Source organism: Cohnella sp. GCM10020058 (genome assembly GCF_042683485.1).
Classification (GTDB): domain Bacteria; phylum Bacillota; class Bacilli; order Paenibacillales; family Paenibacillaceae; genus Cohnella.
In genome coordinates this window covers 146,491-162,844 of sequence record NZ_JBHUJV010000025.1, presented here as the reverse complement: position 1 = coordinate 162,844, position 16,354 = coordinate 146,491, and the positions used below count along the sequence as shown (strand labels likewise).

12 protein-coding genes are annotated in these 16,354 nt (G+C 60.3%); 2 read left to right on the top strand and 10 right to left on the bottom strand.

Annotated elements, in window-relative coordinates; genetic code table 11:
- Positions 1 to 33: 33 nt before the first annotated feature.
- Both ACFSR7_RS34665 and ACFSR7_RS34660 read left to right on the top strand, forming a co-directional pair.
- Positions 34 to 1,062 carry a LacI family DNA-binding transcriptional regulator gene (locus ACFSR7_RS34665; protein WP_378169193.1) on the top strand — a complete coding sequence of 343 codons (1,029 nt, stop codon included), beginning with the start codon at positions 34 to 36 and terminating at the stop codon, positions 1,060 to 1,062.
- 5 nt (positions 1,063 to 1,067) lie between these two features.
- Entirely contained in the window at positions 1,068 to 3,038 is a 1,971-nt protein-coding gene (locus ACFSR7_RS34660) for a glycoside hydrolase family 15 protein (RefSeq protein WP_378169192.1), read from the top strand.
- Positions 3,039 to 3,150: 112 nt separating this feature from the next.
- Here ACFSR7_RS34660 and ACFSR7_RS34655 read toward each other — a convergent pair whose 3' ends face one another.
- From ACFSR7_RS34655 to purH, 10 genes are all read right to left on the bottom strand, one after another.
- Positions 3,151 to 4,167, bottom strand: coding sequence for a S66 family peptidase (locus tag ACFSR7_RS34655; RefSeq protein ID WP_378169191.1), 1,017 nt, complete (start codon positions 4,165 to 4,167; stop codon positions 3,151 to 3,153).
- A gap of 104 nt (positions 4,168 to 4,271) precedes the next feature.
- Positions 4,272 to 5,996: an ABC transporter ATP-binding protein gene (locus ACFSR7_RS34650; RefSeq protein ID WP_378169190.1), complete on the bottom strand. Its 1,725-nt coding sequence runs from the start codon at positions 5,994 to 5,996 to the stop codon at positions 4,272 to 4,274.
- A 58-nt stretch (positions 5,997 to 6,054) separates the two neighbouring features.
- Complete coding sequence (locus ACFSR7_RS34645) at positions 6,055 to 7,080, bottom strand: FecCD family ABC transporter permease (protein WP_378169435.1); 1,026 nt, start codon at positions 7,078 to 7,080, stop codon at positions 6,055 to 6,057.
- A gap of 12 nt (positions 7,081 to 7,092) precedes the next feature.
- Positions 7,093 to 8,151 (bottom strand): FecCD family ABC transporter permease, encoded by a 1,059-nt coding sequence (locus ACFSR7_RS34640; protein WP_378169189.1) that lies wholly within the window; start codon positions 8,149 to 8,151, stop codon positions 7,093 to 7,095.
- Positions 8,152 to 8,229: 78 nt separating this feature from the next.
- On the bottom strand, positions 8,230 to 8,508 hold the full coding sequence (locus tag ACFSR7_RS34635; RefSeq protein ID WP_378169188.1) for a TroA family protein: 279 nt from the start codon (positions 8,506 to 8,508) through the stop codon (positions 8,230 to 8,232).
- 157 nt (positions 8,509 to 8,665) lie between these two features.
- Complete coding sequence (locus ACFSR7_RS34630) at positions 8,666 to 10,321, bottom strand: helix-turn-helix domain-containing protein (RefSeq protein ID WP_378169187.1); 1,656 nt, start codon at positions 10,319 to 10,321, stop codon at positions 8,666 to 8,668.
- An 83-nt stretch (positions 10,322 to 10,404) separates the two neighbouring features.
- Positions 10,405 to 11,424, bottom strand: a complete 1,020-nt coding sequence (locus ACFSR7_RS34625; protein ID WP_378169186.1) for an ABC transporter substrate-binding protein — start codon at positions 11,422 to 11,424, stop codon at positions 10,405 to 10,407.
- 828 nt (positions 11,425 to 12,252) lie between these two features.
- Complete coding sequence (locus ACFSR7_RS34620) at positions 12,253 to 13,074, bottom strand: alpha/beta hydrolase family protein (RefSeq protein WP_378169185.1); 822 nt, start codon at positions 13,072 to 13,074, stop codon at positions 12,253 to 12,255.
- Between the two features lie 344 nt (positions 13,075 to 13,418).
- Positions 13,419 to 14,678 carry a phosphoribosylamine--glycine ligase gene (gene purD / locus ACFSR7_RS34615; RefSeq protein ID WP_378169184.1) on the bottom strand — a complete coding sequence of 420 codons (1,260 nt, stop codon included), beginning with the start codon at positions 14,676 to 14,678 and terminating at the stop codon, positions 13,419 to 13,421.
- 22 nt (positions 14,679 to 14,700) lie between these two features.
- Positions 14,701 to 16,260, bottom strand: a complete 1,560-nt coding sequence (purH, locus tag ACFSR7_RS34610; protein ID WP_378169183.1) for a bifunctional phosphoribosylaminoimidazolecarboxamide formyltransferase/IMP cyclohydrolase — start codon at positions 16,258 to 16,260, stop codon at positions 14,701 to 14,703.
- Positions 16,261 to 16,354: the final 94 nt, after the last annotated feature.

Here is a 16,354-nt window from a genome sequence, read left to right as displayed (position 1 = left end):
TCAGTTCAAACGCTTGCATAAGTGGAGGTCGCCATGACAGTCACGATTAAGGACGTCGCCAAGAAGGCGGGCGTATCCCCGTCTACCGTCTCCCGCGTGCTCTCCAATCATCCGCGCATCAGCAAGGAAACGTCGCAGAAGGTGAAGGAGATCGTCGAGGAGCTCGGCTATCATTCGAACATTATGGCCCGCGGGCTCATCAGCAATAAGACGTACACGCTAGGCATGGTGCTGCCGCGCCCGGCAGAGGAGCTGTTTCAGAATCACTTCTTCTCCGAAAGCATTCGGGGCATCACGACCCAGGCTTCCCGCCAAGGCTACGACGTGCTGATGACCGCAGGAAGCTCGGAGCAGGACGAAGTGGAGGCCGTCACGCGTCTGGTCAAGGGGCGGCGCGTCGACGGCATCATTTTGCTGCAATCCCGCAAGAACGATCCTATTATCTCTTTTTTGCAGAAGGAAGCGTTCCCCTTTATTCTGATCGGCCACTATGGAAGCGAGGATATCCTGTGCGTGGACAACGACAATGAGCAGGCGTCCTATGATGCCACCGTCCATCTTATCTCTCAGGGTCACGAGCGGATCGGCTTTGTCAGCGGACCGACCAATCTAACCGTGTCCGAGGACCGGCTTAAGGGGTACAAAAAGGCATTGTTCGAGCATGGCCTGCGGATGGAGCCCGACTGGATCGTAGAGGGCGAATTCCTCCAGGAGAGCGGCTACCGGGCCATGGCCTTCTTCATGAATCTGCCGGAGCGGCCGACCGCCTTGGTCGTTATCGACGATATCGTCACCTTCGGCGTCCTGCGGGGACTTACCGAGCTCGGCTACAAGGTACCGGACGACCTGAGTCTGGTCAGCTTCAACAATATCGCGCTTTCCGAGCTGTCGTCGCCGCCGCTCTCCAGCGTCGACATCGGCATCTATCAGCTTGGCTACATGGCTTCGCAGCTGCTCATCCGCCATATCGACGAAGACAAGCCCCAGCAACTGCGCACGATCGTGCCGCATAAGCTGATCGTACGCGAATCTTCCGTTAATCTCAGACGCAATTGGAGTTGAACCGAATGAACGATTTTACGCTTAATAAGCCTCACTTGATCGACGCCGTCGTCGGCAACGGCCGCATGCTCGGCTCGCTGGGACGCACCGGACGCCTCTATCGGCTCTGGTGGCCGCACGTGGACTTTCCCCAGCACGTGGACGAGATTCGCACCGGCCTGAAGCTGGACCACGACGAGGCGGGCACGACCTGGTTCGACGCTCCCGAAGACGGCTGGCAGCACCGTATCGAATATGTGCCGCGAACGAACATCGTCCGGGTATTCGCCGACCATCCGGACTTTCCGCTCGCCGTCCAACAGTCGGATTATGCGGTGCCGGACGAGGCGTTTCTCGTAAGGGAGTACAAGCTTTCGAACCGTTCCTCGGAGCCGCTTTCTTTTACCTTCGTCTGGTATTCTTCGTTTCGGATTGCAGAGAGCGCGCTTTACAATACGACACTTTTCGATGAGACCGGCGATGCGCTGGTCCACTACCGTCACCGCTACTTTTTCGCCGTGGGCAGCGACCGCGAGTGCGCGGGCTTCCAGTGCGGCTCGTCCAGAGCGCAAGCGGAGCATGCCTGGCTCGACGGCAACGACATCGACATGCAGCCGGACGGCGCGCTCGTCTGGCGCATCGAAGACCTTCAGCCCGGGGAATCGTTCACGCTCCCGGTCTACATCGCGGCGGGCCATAATCGTCCGGAAGCGCTCGGCGCGCTGGCGCACGCCAAGAGCCGCTCCGTCTCCGAGTGGCGCGAGCGGACGACCGACTATTGGCATGCGTATCTTGAGAACGCCAATCCCGCTCCGGCCGGCGTCGGTCCGGAGATCGCCGAGGCCTACGAACGCTCGCTCCTGACCTTCAGGCTGATGGCGGACGAGCGGACGGGAAGCCTGCTGGCTGCTCCTGAGCCCGACGAGCAATTCTCCCGATGCGGCGGCTATGCTTATTGCTGGGGACGGGACGCCGCGTTCATCACGACCGCGCTCAACAAGTCGGGCCTGACAGGGGTCTCGGAGAAGTTTTACGAATGGGCATTGAGCGCCCAGGAGCCGGACGGTTCCTGGCAGCAGCGTCATTATCACGACGGCAGCCTGGCGCCTTCCTGGGGGCTGCAGATTGACGAGGGCGCCTCGCTCATCTGGGGCATGTGGCAGCTGTACGAGCAGAACCGCGATGCGGCGTTCGCCGAGCGGATGTGGCCGGCCGTCGCCAAAGGTGCGGCGTTTCTCGCGGGCTACATCGACGAGGAAACGGGACTTCCGCTGCCCAGCATGGATCTATGGGAGGAACGCAAGGCCGAGCATACGTACTCCGCTGCAGCCGTCTGCGGCGGGCTGCGGGCGGCGGCTTCGTTTGCAGGCTTGATGAACGAGGCCGAGCTGGCCGGCCGCTGGCGGGACGTCGCGGACCGGATCGCCGCGTCGATCGAGTCGCTCTGCTGGAACGAGTCCGACGGCAGCTTCTACCGCGGGCTTAAGCTCAAGGTAGACGGCGACGTGTACGCGCACGCGGCCGCCCAAGGGCTGGAGGGCAGCGCCAGCCGGACGGCTAAAGGCTACGAGCATTACGAATTGCGGCACGACCCGATCGTCGATATCAGCTTGCTCGGGGTATCCGTGCCGTTCGGCGTGCTGCCGGCGGATCATCCGTACATGCAGCGCACGGCAGATACAATCACAAGCAAGCTGTATGTGGAGGGCGTCGGCGGCATCAATCGCTACGAGAACGATGGCTACATTGGCGGCAATCCCTGGATCTTGACGACGCTGTGGCTGGCGCAGTACCGCGTGCAGAACGGCCAGCTGGCCGAAGCTGGCGAGTTGCTGCGCTGGGCGTGCGAGCACCGCTCGGAGACCGGCCTGCTCCCCGAGCAGGTCGACCGCAGCACCGGCGAGCCGGCCTGGATCGTGCCGCTCACATGGTCGCACGCGATGTTCGTGCTGACGGTGTCGATGCTCGCGGAGGCCGGTTATTGGACGAAAAAATAAAAGGAAAAAAAACCGCTGTGAGGCGGTTCTTCTTTCTTTTACATGATGTGCGTATGCCGGCGGCTTGCGGTCAGTTACGCGGTTTTTCCGGCTAACTCACCACTCCGCCGCTTCAAGGCCGGAACGTCTGCACCAACGTCCCGCGTCCCGCTTCGACGGTAACCTCGGCATACGCACCGTTGATGAGCGTCAGCTGCGGCGGCTTGTGCCCGCAGTCGATGTCGTATGCGACAGGCACGCCTAGCTCGTCGGCGATCTCCTTGAACACGTCGAGCTCGGTATAGCCTTCCCTCGGGATATGCACGCCGCTGCGGCCGAACAGGATGCCCGAGCAATTTTCGAACCACCCCGCCAGTTTCATCTGCACGAGCGAACGCCGCATATCCACCGTTGCCAGCTCGCAGTTCTCCAGGTACCACAGGATCGGTTCACCCTGGATATGTCGCTCGCGGAATGCCGGCACGTCGCCATAGGGCGTACCGATCAGATGACGGATGACGTCGATGCAGCCGCCCAGCAGCCGGCCGCTCGCCTCCATCCGCTCCCCGCCAACAACTTTCCAGACGGTCGGCTCCGTCAAATGATAGACGCCTTGCGAAGGAGCAGCTTCGCTCCACGACGCCTGATGATGCGTGGAGGAAGTTTGCAAGACCGACTCCCCTTCGCCTGTCCGCAGCACCTGCTCCCATGCCGCGGTCGTCGGATCGGTATATTCGTCGCGCAGATCTACGAAGTTCGTGCCGTGCGCCGTCGCCATTCCGGTCCGCAGCGTCACCGCGAGCAGCAGCACGCTGATATCCGAATAGCCCATCACCCACTTGCGCCCGATGGCACCAAAGTCCAGATGCTCGAGAACTTCGATCAGCAGCTCGCCTCCCCATGGGGGTATGACCAGATCGGTACGATCGTCCTGCAAAAAAGCGTTCAGCTCTGCGGCCCGTACCCGCGCCGGCGCCGACTTGGCCTTGTGCTGGCTCCATGTCGTCTCGCCCACGGCGACAAGGTAGCCTTGCAGCTCGAACTGCGCGACCGCCTGGCGTACGAACCAATGCCGCTCCTCGGAAACGCCCGAAGACGGCGCCGTGACCCCAATCGTAGCCGGCTGCCGCAATTTAGGATAAACAATCATCGCTCTCGCCCCTTGTCGAATGCGTCTCTCTCGACGCCCCCGTATCGTTCGCCTACCTTAATGATAGTTTATCCCCAGCGTCGGCAGCCGTCCATCCGCCGAGTTCAGACCGCAGGCTCGCCGAACTGCGCGCGATGCAGCCGGCTGTACAAGCCGCCCGCTTCCACCAGCGCCTCGTGGCGCCCCTGCTCGGCGATGCCTTGCCCGGCCACGACGACGATGCGGTCCGCATCCCGGATCGTGGCGAGCCTGTGCGCGACGATCAGCGTCGTACGCCCTTTGGCCAGCTCCGCAAGCGCGCTTTGAATCGCGGCTTCCGTCTCCGTGTCGAGCGTGGACGTCGCTTCGTCCAGAATGAGAATCGGCGGATTTTTGAGGAACATCCGCGCGATCGACAGCCGCTGCTTCTGGCCGCCGGACAGCTTGATGCCTCGCTCTCCGATCGGCGTATCCAGCCCCTGCGGCAGCTCGCGGACGAGCGACTCGAGCTGCGCGCGCCGCGCCGCCTCCAAGATCTCCGCCTCGGTCGAGCCGAGCCTGCCGTACGCGATGTTCTCGCGGATCGTGCCGTCGAACAGGAATACCTCCTGCTGGACGATGCCGATGCTTGCGCGCAGCGATTCGAGCGTGACCTCGCGGATATCCTGTCCGCCGATGAGCACGGCGCCCCCGTCCGCGTCGTAGAAGCGAGGCAGCAAGCTGCACAGCGTCGACTTGCCGCCGCCCGAAGGCCCCACAAGCGCCACCGTTTCTCCTGCGGCGATGTCGAGATTCACGTTTCGCAGCACCTTCTCCTTATCCGCGTAGCCGAACGTCACTTCCTTGAAAGTGATGTTCCAACGCGTTCCGGCGAGAGGCCGCGCGTCCGGCGCGTCCTTCACGTCCGGCTCGGTATCCAGCAGCTCCTGATAGCGCTTGAAGCCGGCCATGCCCTTCGGATACGTCTCGATAACCGAATTGATCTGCTCGATCGGCCCGAGGAACACGTTCGACAACAGCACGAAGGCGATGAACTCGCCGTACGACATATGCTGGCGCAGCACGAACCAGGCCCCGCAGGCGAGCACGAACAGCGACACGACCTTTTTTAAAATAAAGCTGATCGAGGAGTTCCAGGCCATGATTCGGTAAGTAACCAGTTTCGTCCGTTTGAAGCGCTCGTTGTTTTCGGCAAACCGCGCAATCTCATGATCCTCGCCGCCGAACGCCTGAACGACGCGAATGCCGCTGACGTTGTTTTCCACGCGGGCGTTGTAGTCCGCGATGTCGGCGAACATCGTGCCGAACGCCCGGGACATCTTGCGGCCGAAATACATGGACAGGCAGACCATGAGCGGCACGATAATAAAGGTCAGGACGGCCAGCTGCCAGTTAATGGACAGCATGATGCCGAACGCGCCTGCCAGCGTCATGACCGCGATGAACAGATCCTCCGGTCCATGGTGCGCGATCTCGCCGATATCCATCAGATCGCTCGTCATGCGCGAGACGAGATGGCCGGTCTTGTTGTCGTCGAAAAAACGGAACGAGAGCTTCTGCACGCGGTCGAACAGCTTTTTGCGCATATCGGATTCGATGCTGATGCCCAGCTTGTGCCCCCAATAAGTGACCACGAAATGAAGGCCCGCGCTGACGGCGTAAATGCCCAGCAGACCGACGCACGCCCACGCGATGACGGACCAATTGCCGTCCGGCAGCAGCTCGTCCACGACCTTGTTGACGGCCAGCGGAAAGATGAGCTCGAGCAGCGCTGCCAGTATCGCGCAGGAAAAGTCGAGTATAAACAGCCGCCGATAGGGGCGGTAGTAAGCCAAAAACAACCTCAGCATCGTCTTCCTCCTCGTCATGACGGGCCGCATGCAACGCATGGACCCGCCACTTGCCCCGTCAGGATTTGGACTTTGCGAGCAAGTATAAAAAGTACGGCGCCCCCACGACCGCCACGACGATGCCGGTCGGCACCTCCGAGGGCTGGAGTAGGGTGCGGCCGATCGTATCGGCCACGATCACGAGCAGCGCCCCCACGAGCGCCGATACCGGCAGCAGCGCCTGATGGCGCGGGCCGACCAGTCGGCGGGCGAGATGCGGCCCGATCAGGCCGACGAAGCCGATGCCGCCGCTGACGGCGACGCAGGAAGCCGCAAGCCCGACCGCAGCCGCGAGCAGCTTGAGCTGCTCGCGGCCCACGTGAGCGCCAAGGCCGGTAGCGGTCGCTTCGCCAAGGTTAAGCACGTTCATCACCCGCGCCTTGTAGAACACGTAAGGCAGCAGCAGCATCATCCATGGCAGCAGTGACAGCACGAACTTCCAGGTCGTCCCCCAGATGCTCCCGGCCAGCCATGTCGCCAGAAATTGATATTGCTCCGGACTCAGCTTCAGCGTCAGCACGATCGAAGCCGCGCTGATTCCCGCAGCCACGGCGATGCCGGTCATTAAGAGTCGCGTCTGGGACAGCGCCGAATGCCGCCTGTTCGCGAGCGCATAGATTAGTGCCGCCGTTAGCGCGGCGCCTGCAAAGGCAAGCAACGGCAGTAAGTAGATCGGCGCCGCAGCGGTAGCCGGAAAGAAGGACACGAATAGCATGACCATCAGACCCGCGCCGGCATTGATGCCGAGAATGCCGGGATCGGCCAGCGCGTTGCGCGAGATGCCTTGCATGACGCAGCCGGACACGGCTAGGCCGGCTCCGATCAGCACGGAGATGACGATACGCGGAAGGCGGAAATCGAACAGAATTAAATGTTGCTTCGCCGTCCCGTACCCGAACAGCGTCCGAAAGACGTCCGACGGCGGAAGGCGGATATAGCCGGCGTTCATGCTCACCAGAAAAGCAAGCAAAATCAGCGCGCCTAAAACAAGCATAACGATTGCGTTGCGTCCGGTCCTGAAGCGGGACGCCGTCGAACGCGCCATATTTGCCATGCGCTACAACTCCCTCCTCTCCCGGTTGGCCAAGTAGAGGAAAAACGGGACGCCGATGAGCGCGATCAGCGCGCCGATCGGTACCTCTTGCGGTTGATTGATCATCCTTCCGGTGAGGTCGGCCAGCACGACGAGCAAGCTGCCGAGCACCGCCGAGCAAGGTATGATCCATTTGTAATCTACGCCGACGAGCTTGCGCGTGACGTGGGGCACGAGCAAGCCGACGAAGCCGACCGCACCGGCGACCGAGACCGCCGTGCCGGCCAGTACGAGCACGGCAAGCGTCGCAAAGAGCTTCACGCGCTGCGATTGCTGGCCGAGACCGCGCGCGATATCCTCGCCAAGACTCAGCATCGTGATCTGCCGCGAGAGCGCGATCGCCACGGCCAGGGCGACCGCCAGCCAGGGCAGCATGATTTTCAGCTGCAGCCAAGTCATGCCCGCTACGCCTCCGGCATACCAGAAAGCGAGATGCTGCCCGATGCGGTAGTACAGGGCGACGCCTTCGCTAAGCGCAGCCAGCAGCGCGCTGAGACCCGCGCCGGCGAGCACCATTCTGGCCGGTGTGAGTCCGCCGCGCGACAGCGAGCCGAGACCGTATACGAGGCCGGCGCCGAAGCCTGCACCCAAAAACGAAAATAAAATCAGATACATGAACGGAAGCCCGGGAAAAAACGCAAAGCAAAGCGCGAGCGCGAAGCCCGAGCCCGCGTTCAGACCGAGCAAGCCGGAATCGGCCAGCGGATTGCGGGTCATGCCCTGCATCAGGGCGCCGGCCACCGCAAAGCAGGCGCCGACCATCGAGGCGCCTAAGATGCGGGGCAGGCGGAGATCCCATATGATCTGATGCTCGGTGATATCCGGATTAAAGTTGAATATCGCTTGCCATACGGTCGCGATCCGAATGTCGGCAGCGCCAAACGAGACGGACAGGCCGATGCTCATGACGAGCGCGGCCATGCCCGCAGTCAGTATGAATGTCGCCAATCGCGGGCGCGTACGCATGCGAACCTCGGGCGCGCGCTCCGGCGGCGAGCCGGTTGTTTTGCTTGTGCTAGTCATGACAGCTCCCTGCGTTTACTTGATGAGTGCCGGAGCGCAGTCTCGGTTCTTGCGGATACGGGCTTCCTGCGGGCAAGCTTACTTGGCCGCTCCCGCCGCCAGCATCTTCTCGACCACGAAGTCCAGCTGCTTGTCGAGCGAATAAATGTCGCCATAGTAGGAAAAGCCAAAGCCGATCTCGATCAGTCTGCCTTCCTGGACGGCCGGCAGGCTGTTCCATACCTTCGAGCCGGACATATTGTCAGCGCCGTCCCATACCGAACGGAACAGAAAATCGCCGACGTACGCAGGCAGTGCCTCCAGAGAGACCAACGCGCCGGAGGCTTCCGTGGCGCCGTCGATTTTACTTCTTCCCATCTGTATAAACCCTCCGCCTTCATGCTTTTTGTGATAATGATTCTCACTATCACTAATACTATAGTTCGAAGGCGTCCGGGCGCCAATGGATAATCCGCCGCCAGACTCCAGATCGCGGCGCCCTCCTCGCGATCTTTATCCGCCATCGTTCCTACGCTCATGACGACTGGCGCAGCAGCGCGGGCAGCTTGTCCAGCAGCATACTGCTCGTCAGCGCATCCCCATAGTTCCAGCCTACGACGCTCACGCGGTATGCTCTACCTGCCTGAACGGCAGCGAGACTGCGCCAAGCTTCGGAATGAGCCAGCTCCAGGGCGGCTTCGCGCGACTGTTGTTCTTCTTCGTCGACGGCGAGGAAGACCCGATCCCCGGCAAAAACGGACAATTCGCTCCACGCAATCTCCGCAAACTCCCGGCGTCCCGACAGGAGTCTTCCTACGGCCGCAGGCGGCCGGAAGCCCGACGTATGGTACAACGTGGCAGGCAGTCCGATCGTCCCCATCACGAACAGTCGCCCGCCGCGAACAATCGTGAATACCGTGGCGGTCTCGCCCGCTTGAAGCTCGCCGGAGAGCTCGCGCCACATCGCATCCGTACGAACGCGGTGGGACTTGAGCCAGCTCTCGGCCTCCGTCCGCTTGCCGAGCAGCTCACCCAGCTTAAGCAGCCGCTTATCGAGCGGCGCAAAGGTATTGAACGCTACCGTCGGCGCGACATGGGCCGTTTTCTCGCAAGTTTTTTTCTCGTCGCAAGCGAGAATGACCAGATCCGGACCAAGCCGCGCCACGGCGACCGGATCGATCGGCCAGCCGACATCCGCTACGCGGTCGACATGCTCGCCCAGCATGGTGCGCTGATCCCAGAATACCGCGCCTCCGACGGCTTCTGCGCCGAGCGCGACCAGGTCGCCGAAGGTTTCCCCGTGATAGACGATCCGCCGGGGACGCACCGGGATGTCAACGAGTCTGCCGAGCGCGTCGGTGACTCGGATGCGACCGGATCTGGCATATTGCCGCGGCGTCAAGCCGGTCTGCTGCCGGAATCGCCTGCTGAAATAATACTCGTCCTTAAACCCGGTCAGCCTGGCAATCTCGCGCAGCGGCTCCGCAGAGCGGATAAGCCTGTCCTTGGCACGCTCGATGCGGAGCTCGTTTAAATAATCCAACGGACGGCTGCCCGTCAGCTGTCGAAAAATCGCGGTGAACCGGTGAGGCGGCAATTCCGCGGCGGAAGCCAGATCGCGCACGGCGGTCGGCTCGGCGTAGCTTTCTTGCATCGCGGCGATCACGGCTTCGACGCGCGCAAACGCATCGGCGTCCGCGCGGTCGTCGGCCGCGAACAACGTAAGCATCAGCTCATGGAACCTCAGCTGCCGCCATGCCGGTTCGGTCTCCCGGTCAAGGCGCTTCAGCATTCTGAGCGTTCTGTCGGCCGAAGCCGCCGTCTCGGCCCGCGGCAAGGATAACAGGTCGGCAGTATGCGAATAAGGTGCCTGCAAGCCGTCTGTCCCGATGGCCGCGAACGCCAGACACGCACAAGCCGCAGCAGCCTCCGATTCGTTGTGCAGCTCAAACCCGCTGTCCGGCGAGATCAGCGCTGCGGCGCCTCTTGCGATCAATCGACTGACACCGCCTTGCTTGAGCGACACCTCGCCCTCCTCGACAACAATCAAACGGTGTGCGGTCCCGGCGTCGATGGCTTCCTTTTCGCCTGTCGCCAGTTCCCGCTTGTCCGCCGACAGCAAATGAAAATGAAGCCGACCGTCCGCGATCGAGGCAGCGGAACAGACTTGATCATGCGGTTGGGTCTTCATGAGACGCCTCTTTTCCGATGATAATGATTATCATTATTATGATATCGAAAAATCAGCTATCTCTCAACCCCACCGCGCGATTGTTATTTTTGCAGCATGCGCGGCAATTCTTCCAACATCCATTTGCGCGTCGCCGCATCCGAGTCCGAGCTTTGGATATAAAGGCGGTATACGCGTCCGTTTTTCACGGCAGGAAGCGCCTTCCAGACCGGGCTGTTCAGCAGCGTTTCGGTCGATTTCTTCGCTTCGTCGGCGACCGGATCAAGGATAAAGATAAGATCGCCCGCGTATTGGCCGATTGCTTCGGCCGAGAACTGCCGGAAGCCTTCGCCTGCGTCCAAAATTTCCTGAATCGGGGCCGTCGGCTTCAACCCTCCCTTGCTATATAGCAACTGAGGCAAGCCGGCTCTCGCCATGGCGAACAGTCTGTCACCCGGATAGTAAGTGAGGACGGAAGCGGTCTCCCCTGGCTTTAATACCGTCGCATAGAGCTTGTCCCACATCGCTGCGGCTTTGGTCTCGTAGTCGGCGAGCCAGGCATTCGTAGTCTCTTGGATTCCGAAAATTTCGCCAAGTTCCTTCATCCGCACTTCAAGGGTGGCGAAAGTGTCGAACATGATCGTCGGCGCGATCTTGGACAGCTGCTCGTAAGCTTCCTCGTCCGTATCGGCCACCATGATCAGGTCGGGCGTTAGCGAGGTGACCTTCTCCAGGTTGATCGGGAACCCGACATCTTCAATTTTCTCCGCTTTTTCCTTGTACACGCGGCCTTCAAGGTCTTCGCCGAAAATACCGACGAGCGGTAAATCGAGCTCAATTAAATCGCCGGTCGTCTCGCCGGCAAATACGACGCGCCGAGGCTCGGTGGGAATTAGTACGGTGTGGCCTTTATAGTCGGTATAGGAACGTTCAGTTGCCGTGGTAACGGATGCGGATGCTGTCGCTGCTGCAGCCGAAGACGCGCCTTGCGTTGCGGCGACGCTCGCGCTTGCCGTACTCGCCGGCGCGGCGTTATTGTTTCCGTTCGCGGAGCAGCCCAGGAGCGCGACTCCCAGCAAGCCGGCGATGATCGGCGCGATCCAGAGCTTTTTTGATGTTTTCATGTTTTACTGTCCCCCAAGCTTTTATAGAGAATGATTCTCATTCTCTTCTTAAGACTACGCAATCTACTCCTGCCCTGCAATGGAGAAAATCGAATTTCGCCATTTGATTTTGTACAAAACGTTGAGCCACGCAAGTAAAAACCGAACGGCTTTGCCTTCCTATAGACGACGACGCTCCCCTTTTTTATCGAAGACGATTCTGAGAAGGCTAAGAACACCAGCCATCACTTGTCAAGCCTCCATGTCCGAGCCGGATTTCGACGAACTGATATACTTTTGAATGCATATGAAATAACCGTCAGGAAGCGCCCTGACGGTTATGGCTAGTTTTAGCGGGTATCTGAAATTCAAGCCGCGCGGCACTTATCGACGGCTCATCCGGCAGCCATGCCGATGGGCCGGCCGAAGCCGTTCCAGTGGCTCAGCCAATGTCGTCCGCGACGTTCTTTCGCTAGAATGCCTGCAAATATACAGCTATTTTTGCCGAGATCGTCCCTTTTGGACTGAATACCTGCAAATCCGCAGTTATTTTCCTCCATCAAACCGATTTCCGGCTTGTGCTTTAAATTTACCTGCATATTTGCATCCTTTTCATGGTGGGTCGTCGGTCCGGAGAAAACACCTGTATAAATGCAGGTTTATCATCCCGCAAAGCGACAGAAAGGCTCAGGCATGCTTAGTACGCGCTCACCCTGCCCAAGAATCGCAAGAAAATTTTAGAAAAACCGTCGGGGCAGAACGCCCCTGACGGTCCTTAGGTTTGGCGGATATCCGAACGTTGAGTGTGATAATGCATATACAAATAGTTTAGGCTTTGCGCAATAGGAATTAAATACTCCAGTGCTGCCATTCCCGCTGACGTTGCTCATAGCCGCCGAGCCAATCGCCCGTTGCCTTGAACAGCTGTTCTTTGTGTTCGCCTTTCGAATACGTATGATCGGCCTGAAAAATAATCGACTTCTCGCAGCGGCCTTCGCCGCGGAGCCAGAAGGTCTTCTCCAGCAGAAACGTGTAGTCTACCGGAATCGTCTCGTCTCCCGTCCCGTGCACGAGGAATACGTCGCCGGGGAACTTTTGCGTCTCCTGGAACGGCTGATGCTTCATTAGCGAGTCGAAAAATGCCGGCTTAATCGAATACCCCAGGTAATCCGCCTGGCCTTTGGTTACAGCTTCGTCGTATGCCTTGCGTCCTACGATCCGGAGAATATCGTTGAACGGATAAGCGACCGGCGACCAGAGCGCCAGCGACTTGACGCGACGATCGCGCACGCCCGTCAACAGGGCAACCACTCCCCCCAGGCTGTGGCCGAGCAGCGTCACGCGTGTCGGGTCAACGATATCGAGGCTAAGTCCGTAGTCGAGCACCGCCCGCGTCTGCTCGATCATTGAATCGAGTCCATGATCTCCGTAAGCGCCCTCGCTCTCTCCGCACCCCGCGAAGTCGAAGCGGATGACCAAGTTGCCCCGTCCGGCGAATTCCCGTGCCGCCTGAACGAAGAGCCTGTCGACCCCGATACGGTTGCCGACGAAGCCGTGATTGATGATGACAAGCGGCAGCTTATTGCATTCGGTCTTCCCTTCCTGAGAAGGATAATGAATCGTAGCCGCAAGCGACAAATCGCCGTATCGTATCGTTAAAGAGCGCTCCATGAGAACGTCCTCCCTTTTTCCATTAATTCCGATTAATTTACTGTGTATTAAATATAACGCCAGCCGCTCCTTCTGTCAATACGGGGCGGAGAGAAATAAAGGCGGGACTGGGGAAGACTAACCATCCCGGATTGCAAATTCTAGCGAGAATGAGGAGGCAATCGGATGGAGGCATTCACCGACTGGGTATCTGCGCACGTACTCACGTCGATGTTGATCGTAGGATCGATTATCGCCGTCGTTTTTGTCGTCGCCAACCGCAAAGCGCTGTTTTACAAACAGTAAAAGGAAAGAGCCGCTTAGGCGCTGCTATAGCGCTGAAGCGGCTCTTGTATTTTAGACGATTAAACCAGTGCCTTTGCGGCGATGTCCGTGCGGTTCTGCTTGCCTTCGAACGTGATGCCGGACGCAGTCCGGTAAGCTGCCTCACGCGCTTCGGCGATGCCGGCGCCCAGACCTACGATGCCGAGCACCCGGCCGCCCGCCGTCACGATCCGGCCATCCTGCTCCGCCGTACCGGCATGGAAAATGAGTCCTTCATCGGCCGCTTCGAGACCGTCGATCGGCAGACCTTTCGGATAAGAGCCTGGGTAACCGCCCGACGCGAGCACGACGCATACCGCCGCCTCGTCGCTCCATTCGATCTCTACGTCTCCGAGACGTCCCTCGAGCGAAGCCAGAATGATCTCTAGCAAGTCGCTCTTGAGGCGCGGCAGCACGACCTGCGTCTCCGGATCGCCGAAGCGCGCATTGAACTCAACCGTCTTGGGTCCTTCCGGCGTGAGCATGAAGCCGCCGAACAGCACGCCGCGGAACGGGCGTCCCTCGGATACCATCGCGCGCGCGGTCGGCTTCACGATGTTCTCGATCGCGTCGTCGATGATCGACTGCGGAATATGCGGCAGCGGCGAGTAGGTGCCCATGCCGCCCGTATTCGGTCCATTGTCGCCGTCATAAGCAGGCTTGTGATCTTGCGCCGCCGGCATCGCCCGGACGGTCTCGCCGTCCACGAACGCGAGGATCGACATCTCCTGCCCGGTCATGAATTCCTCGATGACGATCTTGTCGCCGGCCGCGCCGAACGACTTGTCGACCATCGTGTCCTTGAGCGCCTGCTCCGCTTCCTCGCGGGTGAAGCAGACGGTCACGCCCTTGCCCGCAGCCAGACCGTCCGCCTTGATGACGATCGGTACCGGCTGATCGGCCAGGTAATCGCGCGCGGCTGCGTAGTCAGTGAACGTCTCGTATTTTGCGGTCGGGATGTCATACTTTTTGAGCAAGTTTTTCATGAAAATCTTGCTGCCTTCGATTTCCGCCGCAGCCTTACTCGGCCCGTACACCGGTATGGACGCCGCCTCAAACGCGTCAACGATGCCCGCCGCCAGCGGATCGTCCGGTCCGACGACGACAAGATCGATCGCCTGGTCCTTTGCGAACTGCACCAGCTTGTCGAACTCCAGCTCTCCGATCGGCACCAGCTCGGCGAGCTGCGCGATTCCCGCGTTGCCCGGCGCGCAGAAGATTTGCTCGGCCTTCGGATTTTTGCGCAGCGCCCAGATGATCGTGTGCTCCCGGCCGCCGCGGCCTACGACTAATATTCGCATATTCTCGTTCTCCCCCTGCCGATCAATGCTTGAAGTGACGAACGCCCGTGACGACCATCGCAATGCCGGCAGCGTTAGCTGCAGCTACGGACTCCGCGTCCTTCACCGAGCCGCCCGGTTGGATGATCGCCGTAATGCCTGCTTGCGCCGCCAGTTCAACCGTGTCTCCCATCGGGAAAAACGCATCCGATGCGAGCACCGCACCCTTGGACTTGTCGCCAGCTTGCTCGATAGCGATGCGGGCCGCGCCGACGCGGTTCATCTGACCGGCGCCCACGCCGACCGTCATGCTGTCCGCCGCAAGCAGGATCGCGTTCGATTTCACATGCTTGACGACCTTCCATGCAAAAAGCAGCTGCTTCAGTTCTTCGGCCGTCGGCGCGCGCTCCGTCACGACCTGGATGTCGGCCTCGTCCAGCGAGTGGACGTCGCTCTGCTGCACGAGCATGCCGCCGTCGACGCTCGTCACGAGCCATTCCGGCTTGCGCTCCGCCGCGCTCTGTACTTGGCTGTCGGTGCCGGTGGAGAGCAGGCGAATGTTCTTTTTGCGGCTCAAAATCTCAAGCGCTTCCGGCGTGAAGTCCGGTGCGATGATGATCTCGAGGAAAATCTGCGCGAGACGTTCGGCCGTCTGCACGTCGATCGTGCGGTTCGCCGCGACGATACCGCCGAAGATCGACGTCGGGTCGGATTCGTAAGCTTTGACGTAGGCTTCGTCGATGTCCGCGCCGATGCCGACGCCGCACGGATTCATATGCTTGATGGCCACGACAGCCGGCTCGTCGAACTCGGAGACGATCGCGAGCGCCGCGTTCGCGTCGTTAATATTGTTGTAGGACAGTTCCTTGCCGTGCAGCTGCTTCGCCGTCGTGATGCTCGGGCCCTTCTTGGCGAGCGGCTTACGGTAGAAAGCGGCTTGCTGGTGCGGATTTTCGCCATAACGCAGCTCTTGCACTTTTTCGTAGGTGAACGTCAGGCTCTCGGGAAGCGGATCGCCGAGCTGTTCGGCGAAGTACTCCGAGATCAGCGCATCGTATGCCGCCGTGTGACGGAAAACTTTGGCGGCCAGCCGCTTGCGCGTCTCGAGCGTCGTGTCGCCGCTGGCTTGAATTTGCGCGAGAACATCGGCATAGTCGCCTGCGTCGACGACGACCGAAACGAACGCATGGTTTTTCGCCGCGGAGCGCAGCATTGTCGGACCGCCGATGTCGATATTCTCGATGGCGTCTTCGTAGCTCACATCGGGCTTGGAGATTGTCTCCTTGAACGGATACAGGTTCACGACGACCAGGTCGATATAGTCAAGGCCCAGCTTCTCCATCGCTTCGACGTGCTCGGCGCTGTCGCGGATCGCGAGCAGTCCGCTGTGCACGGCAGGGTGCAGCGTCTTGACGCGGCCGTCGAGAATTTCCGGGAAACCCGTCACGTCGGAGATGCCGATGACCGGCACGCCTTCACGCTCGAGCAGGGCATGGGTGCCGCCCGTCGAGATGATCTGCACGCCTTGCGCGGCTAGCGCGCGGCAAAATTCGGTGATGCCCGTCTTGTCGGATACGCTGACCAGCGCTCTTTTGATAGCCATGACTGTTCATCCACTCCTAAGTATGGTTGATTAATGCCGCCAGGGGTGGGGTTATCCCCTTCACTCAGCCGCGGCTGCGCGCTGGTTCCTGAGC